Here is a 16143-nt window from a genome sequence, read left to right as displayed (position 1 = left end):
AACGCGCGGTATGGCTGATCTCGGCGGGAAGCGGCTTGAGTAAGGGGTGTCCCTTATATGGCTGGAATTAAAGGTGTAATACTTAGAAACCTGTGGAATATACCTATGCAGACTGCGCGGTTAGGCTATCGTCGAAGCGCGGTGATGGAGGATCGAGTTGGCGTCTTTCAAGCGCGGACAGCAATCCGATGGAATGCCTCTGTGGGTTCGACGAGGCGATGGATTCGACGTGAATTGGGCCGATACGGCGATGGGGCCGCGCTCGGCTTGGCCCGAGGAACTGGATCAGGTCTGGGCTCTGATCCTGCACGCGCGCCAACCCATGGTAGTGGCCTGGGGAAGCCAGCGGGCCATGCTCTACAATCAGGCCTTTGCGCCGATCGCGGAGGGCAAGCCACTCGCCCTCGGCCAGCCCATGGGCGACATCTTCTTCGAGGCCTGGGAGTCTGTCGCCGACTTCTTCATGGCCGCTGAGGCGGGCGATAGCGTCTATGTCGAAGACCACAAGGTTCCGCTCCTGCGCCACGGCAGCGTCGAGAACTCGTGGTGGACCCTGTCCTACTCGCCTGTGCATCTGCAGTCGGGAGAGATAGGCGGCGTCCTTTGCATCATGCACGAGACGACCCGAGCCCATGTCGCAGAACAGAAGGAAGCCGCACTGCGCCGCGAGCTGAGCCTGGTCACCGACCTGGTGCCCAGCCTGTTATGGAGGGCGGACAGGTTCGGTCGCCCAAACTGGCAGAACGGTCGACTGCGGACCCTGTCCAGCGCCAGCGGCGGCTGCGAGGTCGGGAACCTGTGGAAGCATCTGGTGCATCCCGAAGATCTGCCGGTCGTCGTCTCCGGGCTGGCCGAGGCCAAGATCGACCGCAAGCCCTTCGCCCGTCCGGTGCGAATCCGCGATATCGATGGCTCCTATCGCTGGCATCTGGCGCGTTCCCAGCCGACCTTCGACGACACCGGCTCCATCGCGGGATGGTATGGCGTGGCCACCGACATCCACGACGCTCAGGACGCCATAAGGACGCTGGACGAACGCGAGGCCCTGTTCGCCAAGTTCGCGGCCAACTCCGCCAGTCTTCTCTGGACCGTCGATTTCGCCACCTGGGACCTGAAGCGGCTCAGTCCCAACTTCGGCGAGGTCTGGCCCGGCCTGGATGAACGGACTGACTGGGGCTGGCGGGACTTCCTCGGTTCGATCCATGACCTGGATCGGTCGGCGGTCGAGGCGGGTTTCTCGCGCGTCCGTCTGGGCGAGGCGGCGAGCGGGCGGTTCCGGGTTCGGGTCAATGGCGACGGCCTGCGACTGCTGGATGCAAACACCTTCCCCATCTTCGACGCCGCTGGGCGGGTGCAGGGGATGGGCGGATCCCTCAAGGACATCACCCCGATCAACCGATCCTACATCCATGTCATCGACGCAGACGCCGCCCGCCAGAACGGTCTGTCGCACGCCCTGCGAAAGCGCGGCTTCACCGTCCGTGTCTTCGACAGCGTCAACGACTTCGTCAGCGTCGCGGGCGCCCTGCGGCCGGCGCCCGTGCTCTACCGCTTCGATGGCGCAGAACCTCTGGATCAGTTGTCAGGCTTTCTGAGCACGGCCCTGCCGGAGTCTCCATGGATGGTCATACTCCCAGGCGATCCCACGCCCGGCCTGGCGGTCCAGATCATGAAGCGCGGCGCATCCGATGTGCTGGAGGCAGGTGCGGAAACGGACGAAATCTGCCTGGCGATCGGCGCCGTCTGCCTGGGCAAGGAAGCCATTGACGGCGCGCCTCTGCCGACGGAGCAGGCGATCCATCGCCTAACCCTGCGCGAGCGACAGGTGCTGGACGGGTTGATCACCGGCGGCACCAACAAGACCATCGCCGCCCGCCTGGCCCTCAGCCCGCGAACGGTCGAGGCGCATCGCAGTCGCTTGATGGAGAAGCTGGGCGCCCGCACCCTGGCCGAACTGGTCGCCCGGGCCACCAGTCCTGACTTCCGGACAGCTCAGGCGCGGGCCTAGAGGCGCCAAAGCTTTGGAGCGGGCGGCGGGAATCGAACCCGCACGAAAAGCTTGGGAAGCTTTCAGGCTACCACTACATCACGCCCGCGGAAGCGAGGCGCAAACTAGCGATAAAGGCGCGGGGCTCAAGTGCTGATTGCAGCCCGGCGCAGGAGCGCAGACACTGAGCCGCCGCCGCGGGCACTGTTGCCGATTTCACTCGGTGAACGCGGGTTTGAAAGCTTGGCCGTCGCGGAGGTCTTGATCCGGCAAAGTGACGAATGATACCGGCGTTCAACTAAGATATTGGGCGCTCTGATGATTTTCAAACTATCGGCCAGCGTTATCGCGCTTACGGCGGCACTGGCGGCCTCGAACGCGTCGGCTCAGGACGCTGAGTATGCGGCCCAATGGGGCCTCGGCCTGATCAACGCCCAGGCGGCGTACGATCTGGGCTTCACGGGCCAAGGCGTCGTCATCGGTGAACTGGATAGCGGCGTCGACATCCAGCATCCCGAGCTGGCGGGCCAGCTGGCGGGCACGTCCTGGGACACGATCACCGACGGCGTGCTGACCCAGGACTACGACGGTCACGGCACCCATGTCGCCGGGATCATGGTGGCGGCGCGCAACGGCTTGGGTATGCACGGCGTAGCCTATGATGCGGGGCTGACGGTCTTCGCCCTCAACGCCTCGAACCCGACCACGGTCAACGAGTCTGTCGGCCTGTCCTATGCCTTGGCGCTGGAACAGGGCGTGCGGGTGTTCAACAATTCCTGGGGGCAGGATTTCTACGTCGGCAGCCCCGCCGGCCAGCTGCATTTCGAGACCCAGATGGATGGCCAGATCGCCGCCTTCCGCGCCGCCGCTGCGCTGGATTCGGTCATCGTCGTTTCGACCGGAAACGAGTATCAGGCCCAGCCCAACGTCCAGGCCGGACTGCCTTTCTATGTGCCGGAGCTGCAGTCGAATTGGCTGGCGGTGACGGCGGCGACGATCACGGGTGCGCTGCCCGACTACGCCAACCGCTGCGGTCTGGCGGCGGCATGGTGTCTGGCCGCGCCCGGCGGCGACGGTGACGAGCACCAGATCAACTCGACCCTGCCGCCCGGTCACGAAGACGACGTGGACGGGGATGGGTTTGGCCCGTCTTCCGGAACCTCCATGGCCGCGCCCCATGTGACGGCTTCGGTCGCTATCGCCAGGCAGATGTTTCCCAACGCCTCGGGCGCCGAACTGACCCGCTTGGTCCTCGCTACGGCCACCGATATGGGCGTGGCGGGTATTGACGCAGAGTATGGCTGGGGCCTGCTGAACCTGGGCAACATGGCCGCCGCGCGCAGCGGCCTGGGCGCAGAACTGTTCAGCAACGCCGTCTGGGCTGCTGATCGGGGCCAGGCGGTGCTGATCGAGGGGCTGGACACGCGGCTGCGCGGTCGGGCCGGAAACGGGAAGGGCGCCTGGGGCGCTGCCCTGGGCGGTTGGAGCCGCCACGATGAGACGGCGACGGCGAACGAGGCCGAGGCCGACAGCGTGGGTCTGGTCGGGGGTTATGATTTCGTCGCCGGCGAAGGCGCGCTGTTCGGCGCGGCCCTGTCCTGGGTCACGACGGACCTGGATGAACCCGGACTGTCCAACTCGGCAGAGGTCGAGGCGATCGCCCTGGCTGTCTATGGCGCGGTGACGCGCGGCGCAGTCTTCTTCGAGGGCTCGGCCGGCGGCGACCGGCGCGACTATGACTTCACGCGCGGAAGCCTCGCCGGTGGGGCGGGCACCGTGCTGGAGGGTGTCGGCACGACGGGACGGGCCGAAACGGACGGATACGGTCTTTTCGCCGACGGACGCATCGGCATGAGCTTCATGGCCGGGATCGGCGAGATCCGGCCCTTCCTTCACGCCCGGGTCTCGCACCAGGCGTTCGACGGTTTCACTGAGACGGGCGCCGACGTGTTCAGCCTGACGGTCGCCGACATGGACCAGACCCGCTACGAAGCAGGACCGGGGCTGGAGATCGCCTTCCCGTCGCGCGCGATGGGTTCGGCTGTGGTCTCGGGCGATGTGGGGGTGCGCTATGACGCCAGCTGGGGCGACGAGGACTACGAGGTCCGCTCGGTGATGCTGGGTTCGAGCCTGTCGGGCCGTCTGGGCGAACTGGACGATCCGGTGACTCTGTCCGGCGGGTTGTCGGCCGACTGGGGCCGGGTGCAGGGGTCGTTGCGCGGCTTCTACGCCCGGGCCGACGATCAGGATGCAGGCGGGTTGAGCCTGGGGATGCGCCTGACCTTCTAGGGTTTGCCGTCAGGCTGGAATTTCAAAGGGCGGGGCGTGCAGGCGCCCCGCCCTTTTCAGTAGGCGAAGTCGCGGTACATGCGGCTGACGTCGCCCTGCCATTCGCCGTGATACAGGGCCAGCAGACGGTCAGCGGGGGTGAGCCCCGAGTCCGCGATCTCTTCCAGCTCAACCAGATAGCCGCGCTCGTCCACCATGCCGCCGGACAGGCGGTTGCGGTTCTTCAGGCCTTCTGACGCGATGGCCACCATGTCGACGGCGATGTCGCGCACCGAGCGACCCGCCACCTCGGCCTTCAGGCCCAGACGGGTCACGTCGCGGCGCAGGCGTTCGTGGTCGGCGATGTCCCAGTCCTTGCACAGGTCCCAGGCGGCGGCCAGCGAAGGGGCGTCGTAGAAGATGCCGGTCCACAGGGCGGGCAGGGCGCAGATGCGGCTCCACGGGCCGCCATCGGCGCCGCGCATTTCCAGGTATGACTTCAGCCGCACCTCGGGGAAGAGGGTGGTCAGGTGGTCGTTCCAGTCCTTGATCGTCGGCAGTTCGCCGGGCAGGGCGGGCAGATCACCCTTCAGAAAGTCGCGGAAGGACTGGCCCGAGGCGTCGATATATTTGCCGTCGCGCTTGGCGAAATACATCGGGGTGTCCAGCGCATAGTCGGCATAACGTTCGAACCCGAAGCCGTCCTCGAAGACGAAGCCGATCATGCCGGTGCGGTCGGGATCGGTGTCGGTCCAGACATTGGCGCGCGCCGAAAGGAAGCCCGAGGGCTTGCCCTCGACGAAGGGCGAACAGGCGAACAGGGCCGTGGCGATGGGCTGCAGGGCCAGGGAGGTGCGGAACTTCATCACCATGTCGGCTTCGTCGGAGAAGTCGAGATTGGCCTGGATGGTGCAGGTGCGCAGCATCATGTCGAGGCCCAGCTTGCCCTTTTTGGGCATGTAGGCGCGCATGATGTCGTAGCGGCCCTTGGGCATGACGGGCACGTCCTCGCGCGTCCATTTCGGGTCGAAACCGGCGCCCAGGAAGCCCAGGTTGATCTGGTCGGCGACCTGTTTGACCTCCATCAGATGCTGGCCGGTCTCGTTGCAGATGTCGTGCATCGTCAACAGAGGCGCGCCCGACAGCTCGAACTGACCGCCCGGCTCCAGCGACACCGAGGCGGTGAAACCCTCGGCGTTCTTGCGCTCCAGGGCGATGACGTGGCCGCCTTCCTCGACGGGGCTCCAGCCGAAGCGTTGCAGGCCGGTCAGCATGGCGTGGATGCCGCTGGGGCCGTCATAGCCGGGGCGGCGCAGGGTGGAGCGGTCGAAGCCGAATTTCTCGTGCTCGGCGCCGACCCGCCACTGGTCCTTGGGCTTGGCGCCGTCGGCCATGACGGCGATGAGCTGGTCTTTGGTCAGCGTGTCTTTGGCGGCCATGCGTCGGTCTTCCCTGTCCGACGAACGTCGGCCTGTCGCGGCTAGATGGGCGGGAATGTGGCGAGGCTCAAGGGGGAGATCACCGTTTCCTTGATCGGCTTAGCGCTCCCAGTCGCCGACGGCGGCCTGCCACAGGGTCATGGCGGCGATGGCGGCGGTGTCGGCGCGCAGGATGCGGGGGCCCAGAGACACGGCGGTGGTGAAGGGCAGGGCGCGCAGGCGCTCGCCTTCCTCGGGCGAGAACCCGCCCTCTGGGCCGATCAGGATGGCCCATTTTCCGGCGCCCGAAAGACCCAGCGCCCCGATGGCGGGGGCGCCGCCGGTTTCGTCGCAGAACATCAGTCGGCGCCCCGATATCGGATCTGCGTCCCAGCCGTCGAGTATGGCCTCCAGTTTCACCGGATCATCGACCGGGGGCACGTCCAGACGCCCGGTCTGTTCGGCGGCTTCTTCGGCGATGGCGTCGAGGCGGTCGAGGCGGACCTTTTCGACATTGGTGCGGCGTGTGATGGCCAGCCGCACGCGCGCGGCGCCCAGTTCGGCGGCCTTTTCGACGATGGTCTCGACGCGGGCCTTCTTGACCAGGGCGACGATCAGTTCGAGGTCGGGGCCGGTGGTCTGCTCGCGCGTCCGCTCTTCGCATTTCAGAATGACGCCGCGCTTGTGCACCTCGGCTAGGGAGGCGCGCCATTCGCCGTCGCGGCCGTTGAAGACCAGCAGGTCGTCGCCCAGGCCCAGGCGCATGACATTGGTCAGATAGCGCGACTGGTCCAGCGTCGGCGCCACGGCGGCGTTGGCGGACAGGTCGTTGGTGACGTGAAGTCGGATCATGGCCCTGCATATCCCATCCGGCGGTCCGAACGGAACAGGGGGCAGGCTTGGCCGTTGTCTGGGTGATGTTCGGGGCCCTTATCGTTGCTGCGCGTGACCGCAAACGCCTTGCCGAGATCGGCGGGGTGGCGACGCGGTTCGGCCTGGATTCCCTGCTCGCACGGTTGGGTCTGGGAGGCGGCGGGGGCGGCGAGGCGGCCGAGCCCCTGTCGCGACGGACGCGGCTGGCGCTGGAGGCCCTGGGGCCGACCTTCGTCAAGCTGGGCCAGATCCTGTCGACCCGCTCGGACCTTCTGCCGCCCGACTGGATCGCCGAGCTGGAACAGCTTCAGAGCGCGGCGCCGACGCTGGATTTCGAGATTCTGAGGCCGGCGGTCGAGGCGGCGCTGGGCGGCCGGCCGGAAGACGTCTTCGCCGAGTTCGAGGTCATGCCCCTGGCTGCGGCCTCCATCGCCCAGGTGCACCGCGCGACCCTGCAATCGGGCGCCCAGGTGGTGGTCAAGATCCGCCGCCCCGGCATCCGGCCGCAGATGGAGGCGGACCTGCGCCTGATCGGCGAACTGGTCCGCACCGCTGAACGCTCAAGCGCCGAGGTGCGCCGCTATCGGCCGCAGGAACTGGTGCGGCAGCTGACCGAGGCGGTCCTGGCCGAGCTGGACTTCACGGCCGAGGGCAGGAACGCCGAGCGGTTCGCGGCCAACTTCGCAAAACGCCCCGCGGTGGTCATCCCGGCCATCTACTGGGACTTCACCTCCGAGACCGTGCTGGTTCAGGACTATCTGGATGGGGTCGCCCCCACCGAGGCGCGCGCCCTGATCGAGGCCGGACTGTCGCCGCGCGACCTGGCCGAGGTGGGCGCCAAGGCCGTGCTGGACATGATCCTGGTCCACGGGCTGTTTCACGCCGATCCGCATCCCGGAAACCTGCGCGCCATGCCGGGCGGCCGACTTGGGCTGCTGGACTTCGGCATGGTCGGTCAGGTCAGTCCGCGCCGCCGCACCGAACTGGTCGGGTTCGTGCAGTCGCTCGTCTCGGGCGACGCCCAGAGGATGGGCGAGATCCTGGCGACCTGGACCGAGGGCGCCGACGTCTCGACCGAGCGCATCACCCAGGGCGCAGAGCGGTTGATCGGACGCCACGGCCAGGGCGAGATCGACCTGCCGGCCATCGTCGCCGACATGATGGCCCTGATGCGCCAGGAGCGTGTCGCCGCGCCGCCGGATCTGGTGCTGATCCTCAAGGCCCTGGTCACGATCGAGGGGGTGCTGTCGCGCGTCGATCCGGACTTCGATCTGGTCAGCGCCATGAGTGGAGCGTGGAAATCCGCCCTGTTCGCGGGCGCCTCGCCCGACGCGGTGCGCGACCGGCTGATCGGCCTGTTACTGGATCTGTCGGCGCTCAGGGACGACCTGCCGCGGCTGGTCCGAGCGGCGTCGAAGCGATTGACCTCTCCCGAGGCCGAACCGCCCCGCGACCTGGCGACGGCAGCGGCCGTCCGGTCGGCGGGGATGTGGATCGCTGGCGGACTGGTGCTGGCCAGCCTGATCCTCGGCGGCGTTATCTGGCTCACCGCATCAGCCGTTTAGATCGCGACCTTTGTCATCCCCGACGAAGCGAAGCGAAGATCGGGGACGACAACGCAACCTTGACCACTCCCGGACAACCCGCAAGGGTTGAGCCGGGAGGCCGGTCATGCAGAAACCTTCTATGTCTATCTGCTCGCGAGCGGCCCGTTCGGCTGGCTCTACGTCGGTGTGACCAATGACCTTGTGAGGCGGGTGGCTGAACATAAGCAGGGGCTGGTCCCCGGCTATACCGCCGAACACGGGATCGATCAGTTGGTCTGGTACGAGAGCCACGCCTACATCAACAACGCCATCCTCAGGGAGAAGCGGATCAAGCGCTGGCGTCGGGAATGGAAGTTCGCTCTCGTCGAGCAGGATAATCCGAGGTGGCTCGACCTCTATGGCGAGTTGCGGGCGCGGCAGCCTGGGCCCGGTTCGGCAGAGCCGACCGGGCCTGTGGGTTAGCGGCGAGGCGTCCCCGATCTTCGCTTCGCTGCGTCGGGGATGACAAGGCGTTCTTCCCGCTCCGATGGGGATGAGAAGAGCGGCTGAGAGGCCCCTCAAAGGCTGCGCGCGATCAGCACCTTCATGATCTCGTTGGTGCCGCCGTAGATGCGCTGGACGCGGGCGTCCTTGTAGAGCTGGGCGATCGGATATTCGTTCATATAGCCATAGCCGCCGTGCAGCTGGAGCATCTCGTCCAGCACCTCGCCCTGGATGTCCGTGACCCAGTATTTGGCCATTGAGGCGGTCGTCGCGTCCAGCTGACCCTTGAGGTGCAGGCCGATGCAGTGGTCGACGAAGACGCGGGCGACGGTCAGCTTGGTCTTGACCTCGGCCAGCTTGAACTGGGTGTTCTGGAACTCGAGGATCGACTTGCCGAAGGCCTTGCGCTGCTTGACGTATTCCAGGGTCTGTTCCAGGCCGCGCTCGGCGGCCGCGACGCCCTGCACGGCGATGTTCAGCCGTTCCTGAGGCAGTTGCTGCATCAGCTGGATGAAGCCCTGGCCCTCGACGCCGCCGATGATGTTGTCGCCGGGGACCTGAACGTCATTGAAGAAGAGCTCGGAGGTGTCGTTGCCCTCCATGCCGATCTTGTGGAGGTTGCGGCCGCGCTCGAAGCCATCTGCGCCATCGGTCTCGACCACGATCAGCGACGTGCCCTTGGCGCCCGAGGCCGGGTCGGTCTTGGCCACGACGATGATCAGGTTGGCCAGCTGGCCATTGGTGATGAAGGTCTTTGAGCCGTTCACGACATAGCCGTTGCCGGACTTGATCGCGGTGGTCTTCACCCCCTGCAGGTCCGATCCGGCGCCCGGCTCGGTCATGGCGATGCAGCCGACCAGTTCACCCGAGGCCAGCCGCGGCAGCCAGCGCTTCTTCTGCTCTTCGGTGCCGTAGTGCCAGATGTAGGGGGCGACGATGGCGTTGTGCAGGCTGATGCCGAAATGGTCGGCGCCCTTCCAGCCCAGCTGACGCATCAGCACGACCTCGTGGCGATAGTCGCCGCCCATGCCGCCGTCTTCCTCGGGCATGGACAGGCCCAGCAGACCGGCCTCGCCGGCCTGGTTCCACAGTTCGCGCGGGACCGACGAGTTGGCGATCCAGCCCTGCACGGCTTCGGGGGGCGCGTGCTCATCGATCCATTTGCCGACGCTGTCGGAGAACATGACGATGTCCTCTTCCAGCATGAAATCGGGGGAGGGGGTCGTGATGACGTTCATGGCAGCAACTCCGGCGTTCTTTCCCTCCCCCGCGGGGGAGGGTGGCCGCGTAGCGGCCGGGTGGGGACGGCAAGGCCATACGGCGCTGAGCGGAACGGGCCGGATCGGAGTGTGGCTCGCCTTGCCCGCCCCACCCGGTCTCCGCTTCGCTTCGACCACCCTCCCCCGCAGGGGGAGGGAAAGGTCAGTGCGTCTTCAGAACGCCTCGACCGGCATCTGCATCAGAACATCCGCGCCGGACTTCAGCTTGATCAGGTGGGCGCCGGCGTCGGGCAGGATGCGCTCGACGAAATACTGGCCGGTCTGAAGCTTGGTCACATAGAAGGGATCGTCCGAGCCGGCGTCGATCTTGGCCTGGGCGGCCTTGGCCATCTGGGCCCAGAGATAGGCCAGGGCCGTGACGCCGAAGATGTTCAGGTAATCGGTCGAGGCGGCGCCCGCGTTGTCGGGGTTGGCCATGCCGTTCTGCATCAGCCACATGGTGGCCTCCTGCAGCTTCTTCTTGGCGTCGGCCAGGCCGTCGACGAAGGGCTTGATCGGACCTTCCGCACCGTTCTCGGCGACGAAGGCGTCGATGTCGGCGAACCAGCTCATGATGGCGCGGCCGCCGGCAGCGGGCAGTTTACGGCCCACCAGATCCAGCGCCTGGATGCCGTTGGTGCCTTCATAGATCATGGTGATCCGGGCATCGCGCAGATACTGGGACGCCTGGAAATGTTCGGTATAGCCGCTGCCGCCGTGGACCTGCATCCCCAGCGACGCGACGTGGAAACCCTTGTCGGTCAGATAGGCTTTGAGGACCGGGGTCAGCAGACCCATGTAGTCGTGGGCCTTCTGCGCCGTCGCCTCGTCGGCGGATTTCTGCAGGTCGGCCTGAAGCGCGGTCCACAGGATGAAGGCCTGGCCGCCTTCGACAAACGCCTTGGATTCCAGCAGCATGCGGCGCACGTCGGGGTGGACCATGATGCTGTCCGCCGGGCCGTCGGGGTTCTTCGGCCCCGTCAGGGAACGGCCCTGGACGCGGTCCTTGGCGAACTCCAGCGCGGCCTGATAGGCGGCGGCGCCGATGGCCAGGCCTTGCAGGCCGGTGCCGAGGCGGGCCTCGTTCATGACCACGAACATGTTGTTCATGCCCCGGCCTTCCTCGCCGATCAGCCAGCCGGTGGCGCCGTCGTACTGCATGACAGCGGTGGCGTTGCCGTGGATGCCCATCTTGTGCTCGAGACCGGCGCACATCAGCGAATTGCGCTTGCCCAGGCTGCCGTCGTCATTGACCATCACCTTGGGCACCAGGAACAGGGACAGGCCCTTGATGCCCGCCGGAGCGCCTTCGACGCGGGCCAGGACGGTGTGGATGATGTTGTCGGTGAAGTCGTGCTCACCGGCCGAGATCCAGATCTTCTGGCCGGTGATCTTGTAGGTGCCGTCGCCCTGAGGCACGGCCTTGGTGCGCACCATGCCCAGGTCGGTGCCGCACTGGGGCTCCGTCAGGTTCATGGTCCCGCCCCACTCGCCGGTGGTCATCTTGGGCAGGTACTTGTCCTTGAGTTCCTGCGAGGCGTTGGCGTGGATGCCCGCGTGGGCGCCCGCCGTCAGGCCGGGATACATCGAGAAGGCCGCCGAGGCGCCGGCGGTGAACTGGCCGAACGCCATGCCGACGACCGAGGGCATGCCCTGGCCGCCGTATGCGGGGTCCGCCGACAGAGCGGGCCAGCCCGCCGCTACCATGGCCTGATAGGCCTCTTTCCAGCCCTTGGGTCCGGTGACGACGCCATTGTCCCAATGGCAGCCTTCCTTGTCGCCCGAGTGGTTGATCGGGGCGATGACCTCTTCGGCGAACTTGGCGCCTTCTTCCAGGATCTGCTGCACCAGGTCCGAGGAGATGTCCTCGAACCCGGCCTGGTTGGAATAGCGGTCGATCTCCAGAACTTCGTTCAGGATGAAGGTCAGGTCGCGGACGGGCGCCTTGTAGGCCATGGGGTCAGGCTCTCAGCTTGAACGGGTGATGGGCGTGTTGGTCGAGGTGTTCGCGCAGCACCGAGGCATATTCCTCGGCCCCTGGCAGAAGGTCTGGCCGCATCTCGGTCAGACGGACCTCCATGGCGGCGCAGGCGTCCTCGGCGGTGGTGATGGCGGCGTCGAGATCATCGCGCTGCTGCTTCAGGGCCTCGATCTGCGCGCGGTGGCGGCGCAGGGCGATGGCCATCTGATGAACATTACCGTCCTTGTTGTCATACAGATCCAGCATGTCCTGGATCTCCTGCAGGGTGAAGCCGATGCGGCGCCCCCTCAGGATCAGCTTCAGCCTGGCGCGGTCGCGGGCGTCATAGACGCGCGTCTGGCCTTTGCGAGCGGGGGTCAGAAGACCCTTGTCCTCGTAGAATCGCAGGGCGCGCGCCGTCGCCCCGAACTCGCGGCAGAGCTGGCGGATCGAATAGGTGCGGTGATCGTCGGCTGTCGACATGCAGTCTATGTATCGCGAACTTGACGCGGACGTAAAGGGAAGCTTTTACGGGGGCCGCAGTTCGACTGCACAGGGAGCGTTCGGCCTGGCCCGAAAACACGTCAATGACGCCGGAACGGACAAGCGGGACCTGCCGCAGAAGACCTGCGTCTGCTGCGGACGACCCTTCTCGTGGCGCAAGAAATGGGCGCGGGACTGGGATCAGGTCAGGTTCTGCTCGGACCGCTGTCGCTCGGTCGGCGAGGCCGGCGAGGTTTAGGCGCGGCGGCCCAGCAGGATCGGAACCGTGATGGCGATCAGGAAGATGTTGACCAGGGACAGGCCCAGATCGAGGCCGATCACATGAACGCCCAGCATCAGGGTCTCGATGGCCAGAAGACCGGTCGCCGCCGCCAGCAGGACGGGGCGGCCGATCTTCCATGACAGAAGGGGCGCCAGCACGCCCAGAGCCAGCAGCAGTTCGGCGACGCCAAGGCCGCGCACCAGGGGCTCGGCGACCAGAGCCGGCCAGGTCATCAGGGCGGCCAGATTGTCCATCGACTCGGTCATCTTGCCGTAGCCGGCGGCGATGAAGAACATCGCCAGCCAGCCCTGGAAGGTCCAGAGGGCCAGGTTGCGATAGTTGGCGTGCAGACGCGCGCGCGGGTTCGACCCGGAAGAAAGGGTAGCGGCCATGTGGGGCTCTGGTCAGGACGCCGGGGAGGGCGTGGGATGAACTGCAACAGTCACGGATATTGTAAGCCCGTCGGCTGTCTGCAAGACCCTTTATGGCACAGCTGACATATTTTGTCATCAATTGATGACATCAGTTGATGACTTAGCGGCGATAACCTGCCCGATTTCGCAGCAAGCGATTGAATTCAGAGTTCTATTTTATACGCCGTGCGCGCCGCTTCGAGGCGGTTCAGCTTATCGGTGAGAGGCGTCCAATCATCGGAAACGGCGATGGCCGCCCACAGGGTCTCGACCTCCTCGATCAGCATTTCTTCGGGTTCGGGGGCGGCGAAGACGGGTGATTCCAGTCGTTCGGGACGGTCAGGTTCGTGCTCGAACACGGCGAAGCGGAAGGCGTCGAAGGCCTCGCCCTGATAGACGGCGCTGCGCAGGCCGCTGAGGGCACGAGCCGACGAGGCGAAGCCGCCGAACCAGTCAAAGAACAGGGGCTCCCACCGCAACCGCTCGCCGCCCTCGCGCAGCAGGGCCAGGGTGGCGTCCAGCAGCCTCTGATCCGCCGCCTCGCCCAGGGACCGAACGCCCAGCCGGGCCAGGAAGGCGGCGCGCAACTCGCGGATATAGGCGGGGCCGAACCCGTTCAGCGCGTCGGTCAGGGGCTGGGCGTCGGCGACCAGTTTCAGGCAACCGGCCAGCTGGGTCAGGTTCCAGAACACCGCCTCGGGCTGGCGGGCGAAGGCATAGAGGCCGGTCTGGTCGAAATAGGCGGCGGTGAAGCCGGGCTCGTAGGCGGGCAGGAAGCGCCAGGGGCCATAGTCGAAGCTCTCGCCCGTGACGTTCAGATTGTCGGTGTTCAGCACCCCGTGGACAAAGCCCGCCGCCACCCAGCGCGCCGTCAGCTTGGCCGAGGCGGCGACGATGGCGGCCAGCAGACCGGGGGCGTCTCCGGCAGCGACCTGGGGGTGATAGAGTTGGCGGACATGCTCGACCAGGGTCTCGATCATGTCGGCCCGCTGGAAGAAGGCGGCGCGCTGGAAGGTGCCGAACCGGACATGGCTGTGCTGCAACCGGACCAGGACGGCGGATCGGGTCGGCGAGGGCTCGTCGCCGCGCTCGAGTTCCTCGCCCGTCTCGATCAGGGACAGGGCGCGGCTGGTCGGGACGCCGAGGGCCTCCAGCAGCGTCGCCGCCAGGATCTCGCGGACCCCGCCCTTCAGTGTCAGTCGTCCGTCGCCCGAGCGCGACCACGGCGTCGTGCCCGAACCCTTTGTGCCGAGATCCAGAAGGCGATTGTCGTCGGCTCTCAGTTGCGCCGCCAGGAAGCCGCGCCCGTCGCCGAGGTCGGGGTTGTAGTTGCGAAACTGATGCCCGTGATAGCGCATGGCGACCGGGCCGGGCTGGCCGGGCAGGGGTTCGAACCGGCCGAAATGGGCGATCCATTCGGCGTCGCTCAGCGTGTCCAGCCCGACGGTCGCCGCGGCCCTCTGGTTACGATAGCGCAGGAGGGTCTGCGGGAAGTCCGCGGCGCGCACGGCGTCGCCATATTCGTCGCCCAGGTCGAAGAAGCGCGGGTCGGGATGGTAGTCGGCAGAGACGGGCATGGGCGTCAGATGCGGTGGCGAAGGCCGCAAAGCAATGACGCCAACGAGATCCTTCTCCGAAAGAAGACTTCTGCGGGCGCACGGGTTTCGGTTGAAACCTTTGCCAGGCGGGGTATCCTGATCCGCAGAGATCAGGCCTCTCGGGGCCAGGCTGGCGCTCCCTTCGCGGGACGAATCCGGTCCGGCGCCCGTCGATAACCGGGCGTCACGGAAACAACCTTCCAGATCGGAGGCCGCCGTGGCGCGCACACTGACCCTAGACTTTCTGAAGACCGAGACCGCATCGGCCGCCGCCCTCGGTGCGGCGGCGCTGGCGGCGCTGATCGTGGCCAACTCGCCTCTGGCCGGCGATTACTTCACCTGGCTGAAAAGCGTGCACGTCCTGCAGATCGGACCTCTGCGGATGGAGGAGACGATCTCGGAATGGATCAAGGAAGGCCTGATGGCGGTCTTCTTTCTCGTGGTGGGGCTTGAGATCAAATACGAGATCCTCAGGGGCGAACTCAGCGATCCGCGAAAGCTGGCGACGCCCGTTCTGGCGGCCCTGGGCGGGATGGTCGGCCCGGCCCTGGTCTATCTGGTGGTGGCCGGATCGCTGGGCGGGCCGCACGCTGGCTGGCCTGTGCCCCTGGCCACCGACATTGCATTCGCCCTGGCGGTCTTCGGTCTGGTGGGCAAGGGATTGCCATCGTCGCTGCGCGTCTTCCTTCTGACCCTGGCCATCGTCGATGACCTGGGCGCCATCGCCCTGATCGCCGTCCTGTTCAGTTCGGGCGTGGCCCTGATGCCGCTGTTGGGCGTCGCGGTCCTGCTTGTGGCGGGGGCGATCTGGGGTAGGACGATGCGCGTGCCGGCGCCTTTCTGGGTCCTGGGGTTCGCCCTCGTCTGGTGGCTGACGGTCGAGGCGGGGCTCAGCACCTCCCTGACCGCCGTGGCTTTCGCCGCCATCGTGCCGATCGCGCCACGCAGCGAGGACGGCCAGTCCCCGCTCAAGGAGGCGATGCACGACCTGCACCCCTATGTCGCCTGGCTGGTGCTGCCGCTGTTCGCCTTCGCCAAGGCCGGGGTGTCGTTTGCAGGTCTTTCGCTGGATCAGGCCTTCGCGCCCCTGGTGCTGGGGATCGCGCTCGGCCTGTTCGTCGGCAAGCAGATCGGCGTCTTCGGCGCGGCCTGGCTGGCCTCGGCGCTGAAGATCGGCGCCCGGCCCAGCGGCGCGACCTGGCGACAGGTCTATGGCGTCAGTCTGTTGTGCGGCGTCGGTTTCACGATGAGCCTGTTCATCGGAACTCTGGCCTTTCCCGGCGCCGTCGATTCGCCCGAGCAAATCGAGGTCAAGCTGGGGGTGCTCGGCGGGTCACTTCTATCAGCGATCGCGGCGGCGCTGGTCTTCGCAACTGCGAAAAACGATGCAGGGAACGCCGAGTAACTTACGCGTTACTGACAAAACCCGCCGAATATTGACCTAGGGTCATCGGTTTCTGTCGCTTTTGCGCCACACAGTTTGCCGGGTGGGGCGGAAATGGGGCGGCGGCCCCCGCGGCTGCTTGTCGCGTGTAACGGCTTGCCCTACGCCTTTGGAACTGAGACCCGCA

General features: G+C 66.4%; 13 protein-coding genes and 1 tRNA gene. 6 read left to right on the top strand and 8 right to left on the bottom strand.

All coding sequences use genetic code 11. From position 1 onward, the window contains the following. Positions 1-229: 229 nt before the first annotated feature. Entirely contained in the window at positions 230-2008 is a 1779-nt protein-coding gene (locus ACO05L_RS15565; protein ID WP_421730073.1) for a LuxR C-terminal-related transcriptional regulator, read from the top strand. A gap of 14 nt (positions 2009-2022) precedes the next feature. On the opposite strand, the gene ACO05L_RS15560 is transcribed toward ACO05L_RS15565, so the two are convergent. After that, positions 2023-2096 (bottom strand) — tRNA-Gly (locus tag ACO05L_RS15560). Between the two features lie 209 nt (positions 2097-2305). On the opposite strand from ACO05L_RS15560, the gene ACO05L_RS15555 reads away from it, so the two are divergent. Beyond that, the gene (locus tag ACO05L_RS15555) at positions 2306-4276 is read left to right on the top strand and encodes a S8 family peptidase (RefSeq protein WP_421730072.1); all 1971 of its coding nucleotides are present in this window, start codon (positions 2306-2308) and stop codon (positions 4274-4276) included. Between the two features lie 56 nt (positions 4277-4332). Here the strand turns inward: ACO05L_RS15555 and ACO05L_RS15550 are convergent, their stop codons facing one another. Together ACO05L_RS15550 and ACO05L_RS15545 are read right to left on the bottom strand one after the other, a co-directional pair. Next, positions 4333-5694 (bottom strand): glutamate--cysteine ligase, encoded by a 1362-nt coding sequence (locus tag ACO05L_RS15550; RefSeq protein WP_421730071.1) that lies wholly within the window; start codon positions 5692-5694, stop codon positions 4333-4335. A 99-nt stretch (positions 5695-5793) separates the two neighbouring features. Beyond that, positions 5794-6525 carry a 16S rRNA (uracil(1498)-N(3))-methyltransferase gene (locus tag ACO05L_RS15545; RefSeq protein ID WP_421730070.1) on the bottom strand — a complete coding sequence of 244 codons (732 nt, stop codon included), beginning with the start codon at positions 6523-6525 and terminating at the stop codon, positions 5794-5796. Between the two features lie 47 nt (positions 6526-6572). On the opposite strand from ACO05L_RS15545, the gene ACO05L_RS15540 reads away from it, so the two are divergent. Together ACO05L_RS15540 and ACO05L_RS15535 are read left to right on the top strand one after the other, a co-directional pair. Next, the gene (locus ACO05L_RS15540) at positions 6573-8111 is read left to right on the top strand and encodes an ABC1 kinase family protein (protein WP_421730069.1); all 1539 of its coding nucleotides are present in this window, start codon (positions 6573-6575) and stop codon (positions 8109-8111) included. An 87-nt stretch (positions 8112-8198) separates the two neighbouring features. Further along, positions 8199-8555 carry a GIY-YIG nuclease family protein gene (locus ACO05L_RS15535; protein ID WP_421730068.1) on the top strand — a complete coding sequence of 119 codons (357 nt, stop codon included), beginning with the start codon at positions 8199-8201 and terminating at the stop codon, positions 8553-8555. A 95-nt stretch (positions 8556-8650) separates the two neighbouring features. Here ACO05L_RS15535 and ACO05L_RS15530 read toward each other — a convergent pair whose 3' ends face one another. From ACO05L_RS15530 to ACO05L_RS15520, 3 genes are all read right to left on the bottom strand, one after another. Next, the gene (locus ACO05L_RS15530) at positions 8651-9814 is read right to left on the bottom strand and encodes an acyl-CoA dehydrogenase family protein (RefSeq protein WP_421730067.1); all 1164 of its coding nucleotides are present in this window, start codon (positions 9812-9814) and stop codon (positions 8651-8653) included. Positions 9815-10009: 195 nt separating this feature from the next. Beyond that, complete coding sequence (locus ACO05L_RS15525; protein ID WP_421730066.1) at positions 10010-11791, bottom strand: acyl-CoA dehydrogenase C-terminal domain-containing protein; 1782 nt, start codon at positions 11789-11791, stop codon at positions 10010-10012. Between the two features lie 4 nt (positions 11792-11795). After that, complete coding sequence (locus tag ACO05L_RS15520; protein WP_421730065.1) at positions 11796-12278, bottom strand: MerR family transcriptional regulator; 483 nt, start codon at positions 12276-12278, stop codon at positions 11796-11798. On the opposite strand from ACO05L_RS15520, the gene ACO05L_RS15515 reads away from it, so the two are divergent. Continuing rightward, a complete protein-coding gene (locus ACO05L_RS15515) occupies positions 12277-12537 on the top strand; it encodes a DUF2256 domain-containing protein (RefSeq protein WP_421730064.1) in 261 nt (86 codons plus the stop codon). The two genes, ACO05L_RS15520 and ACO05L_RS15515, sit on opposite strands and share 2 nt — an antisense overlap. Here ACO05L_RS15515 and ACO05L_RS15510 read toward each other — a convergent pair. Then, positions 12534-12953: a DoxX family protein gene (locus tag ACO05L_RS15510; protein ID WP_421730063.1), complete on the bottom strand. Its 420-nt coding sequence runs from the start codon at positions 12951-12953 to the stop codon at positions 12534-12536. The genes ACO05L_RS15515 and ACO05L_RS15510 overlap by 4 nt on opposite strands. A gap of 185 nt (positions 12954-13138) precedes the next feature. Continuing rightward, positions 13139-14551, bottom strand: coding sequence for a protein adenylyltransferase SelO (locus ACO05L_RS15505; protein ID WP_421730062.1), 1413 nt, complete (start codon positions 14549-14551; stop codon positions 13139-13141). Positions 14552-14789: 238 nt separating this feature from the next. Between ACO05L_RS15505 and nhaA the strand changes: the two genes are divergently transcribed. Next, positions 14790-15977 (top strand): Na+/H+ antiporter NhaA, encoded by a 1188-nt coding sequence (gene nhaA, locus ACO05L_RS15500; protein WP_421730061.1) that lies wholly within the window; start codon positions 14790-14792, stop codon positions 15975-15977. Positions 15978-16143: the final 166 nt, after the last annotated feature.

Origin of the sequence: Brevundimonas sp. (genome assembly GCF_965227765.1) — a bacterium.
GTDB lineage: Bacteria > Pseudomonadota > Alphaproteobacteria > Caulobacterales > Caulobacteraceae > Brevundimonas.
Note: the sequence above shows the minus strand (reverse complement) of the source record. Positions and strands in the feature narration are given on the sequence as shown.

Coding starts and splice junctions, on each gene's coding strand:
- ACO05L_RS15555 (WP_421730072.1), top strand. CDS start 2,306: ATGATTTTCAAACTATCGGCCAGCGTTATCGCGCTTACGGCGGCACTG.
- ACO05L_RS15545 (WP_421730070.1), bottom strand. CDS start 6,525: ATGATCCGACTTCACGTCACCAACGACCTGTCCGCCAACGCCGCCGTG.
- ACO05L_RS15520 (WP_421730065.1), bottom strand. CDS start 12,278: ATGTCGACAGCCGACGATCACCGCACCTATTCGATCCGCCAGCTCTGC.
- ACO05L_RS15505 (WP_421730062.1), bottom strand. CDS start 14,551: ATGCCCGTCTCTGCCGACTACCATCCCGACCCGCGCTTCTTCGACCTG.
- ACO05L_RS15510 (WP_421730063.1), bottom strand. CDS start 12,953: ATGGCCGCTACCCTTTCTTCCGGGTCGAACCCGCGCGCGCGTCTGCAC.
- ACO05L_RS15525 (WP_421730066.1), bottom strand. CDS start 11,791: ATGGCCTACAAGGCGCCCGTCCGCGACCTGACCTTCATCCTGAACGAA.
- ACO05L_RS15515 (WP_421730064.1), top strand. CDS start 12,277: ATGCAGTCTATGTATCGCGAACTTGACGCGGACGTAAAGGGAAGCTTT.
- ACO05L_RS15530 (WP_421730067.1), bottom strand. CDS start 9,814: ATGAACGTCATCACGACCCCCTCCCCCGATTTCATGCTGGAAGAGGAC.
- ACO05L_RS15550 (WP_421730071.1), bottom strand. CDS start 5,694: ATGGCCGCCAAAGACACGCTGACCAAAGACCAGCTCATCGCCGTCATG.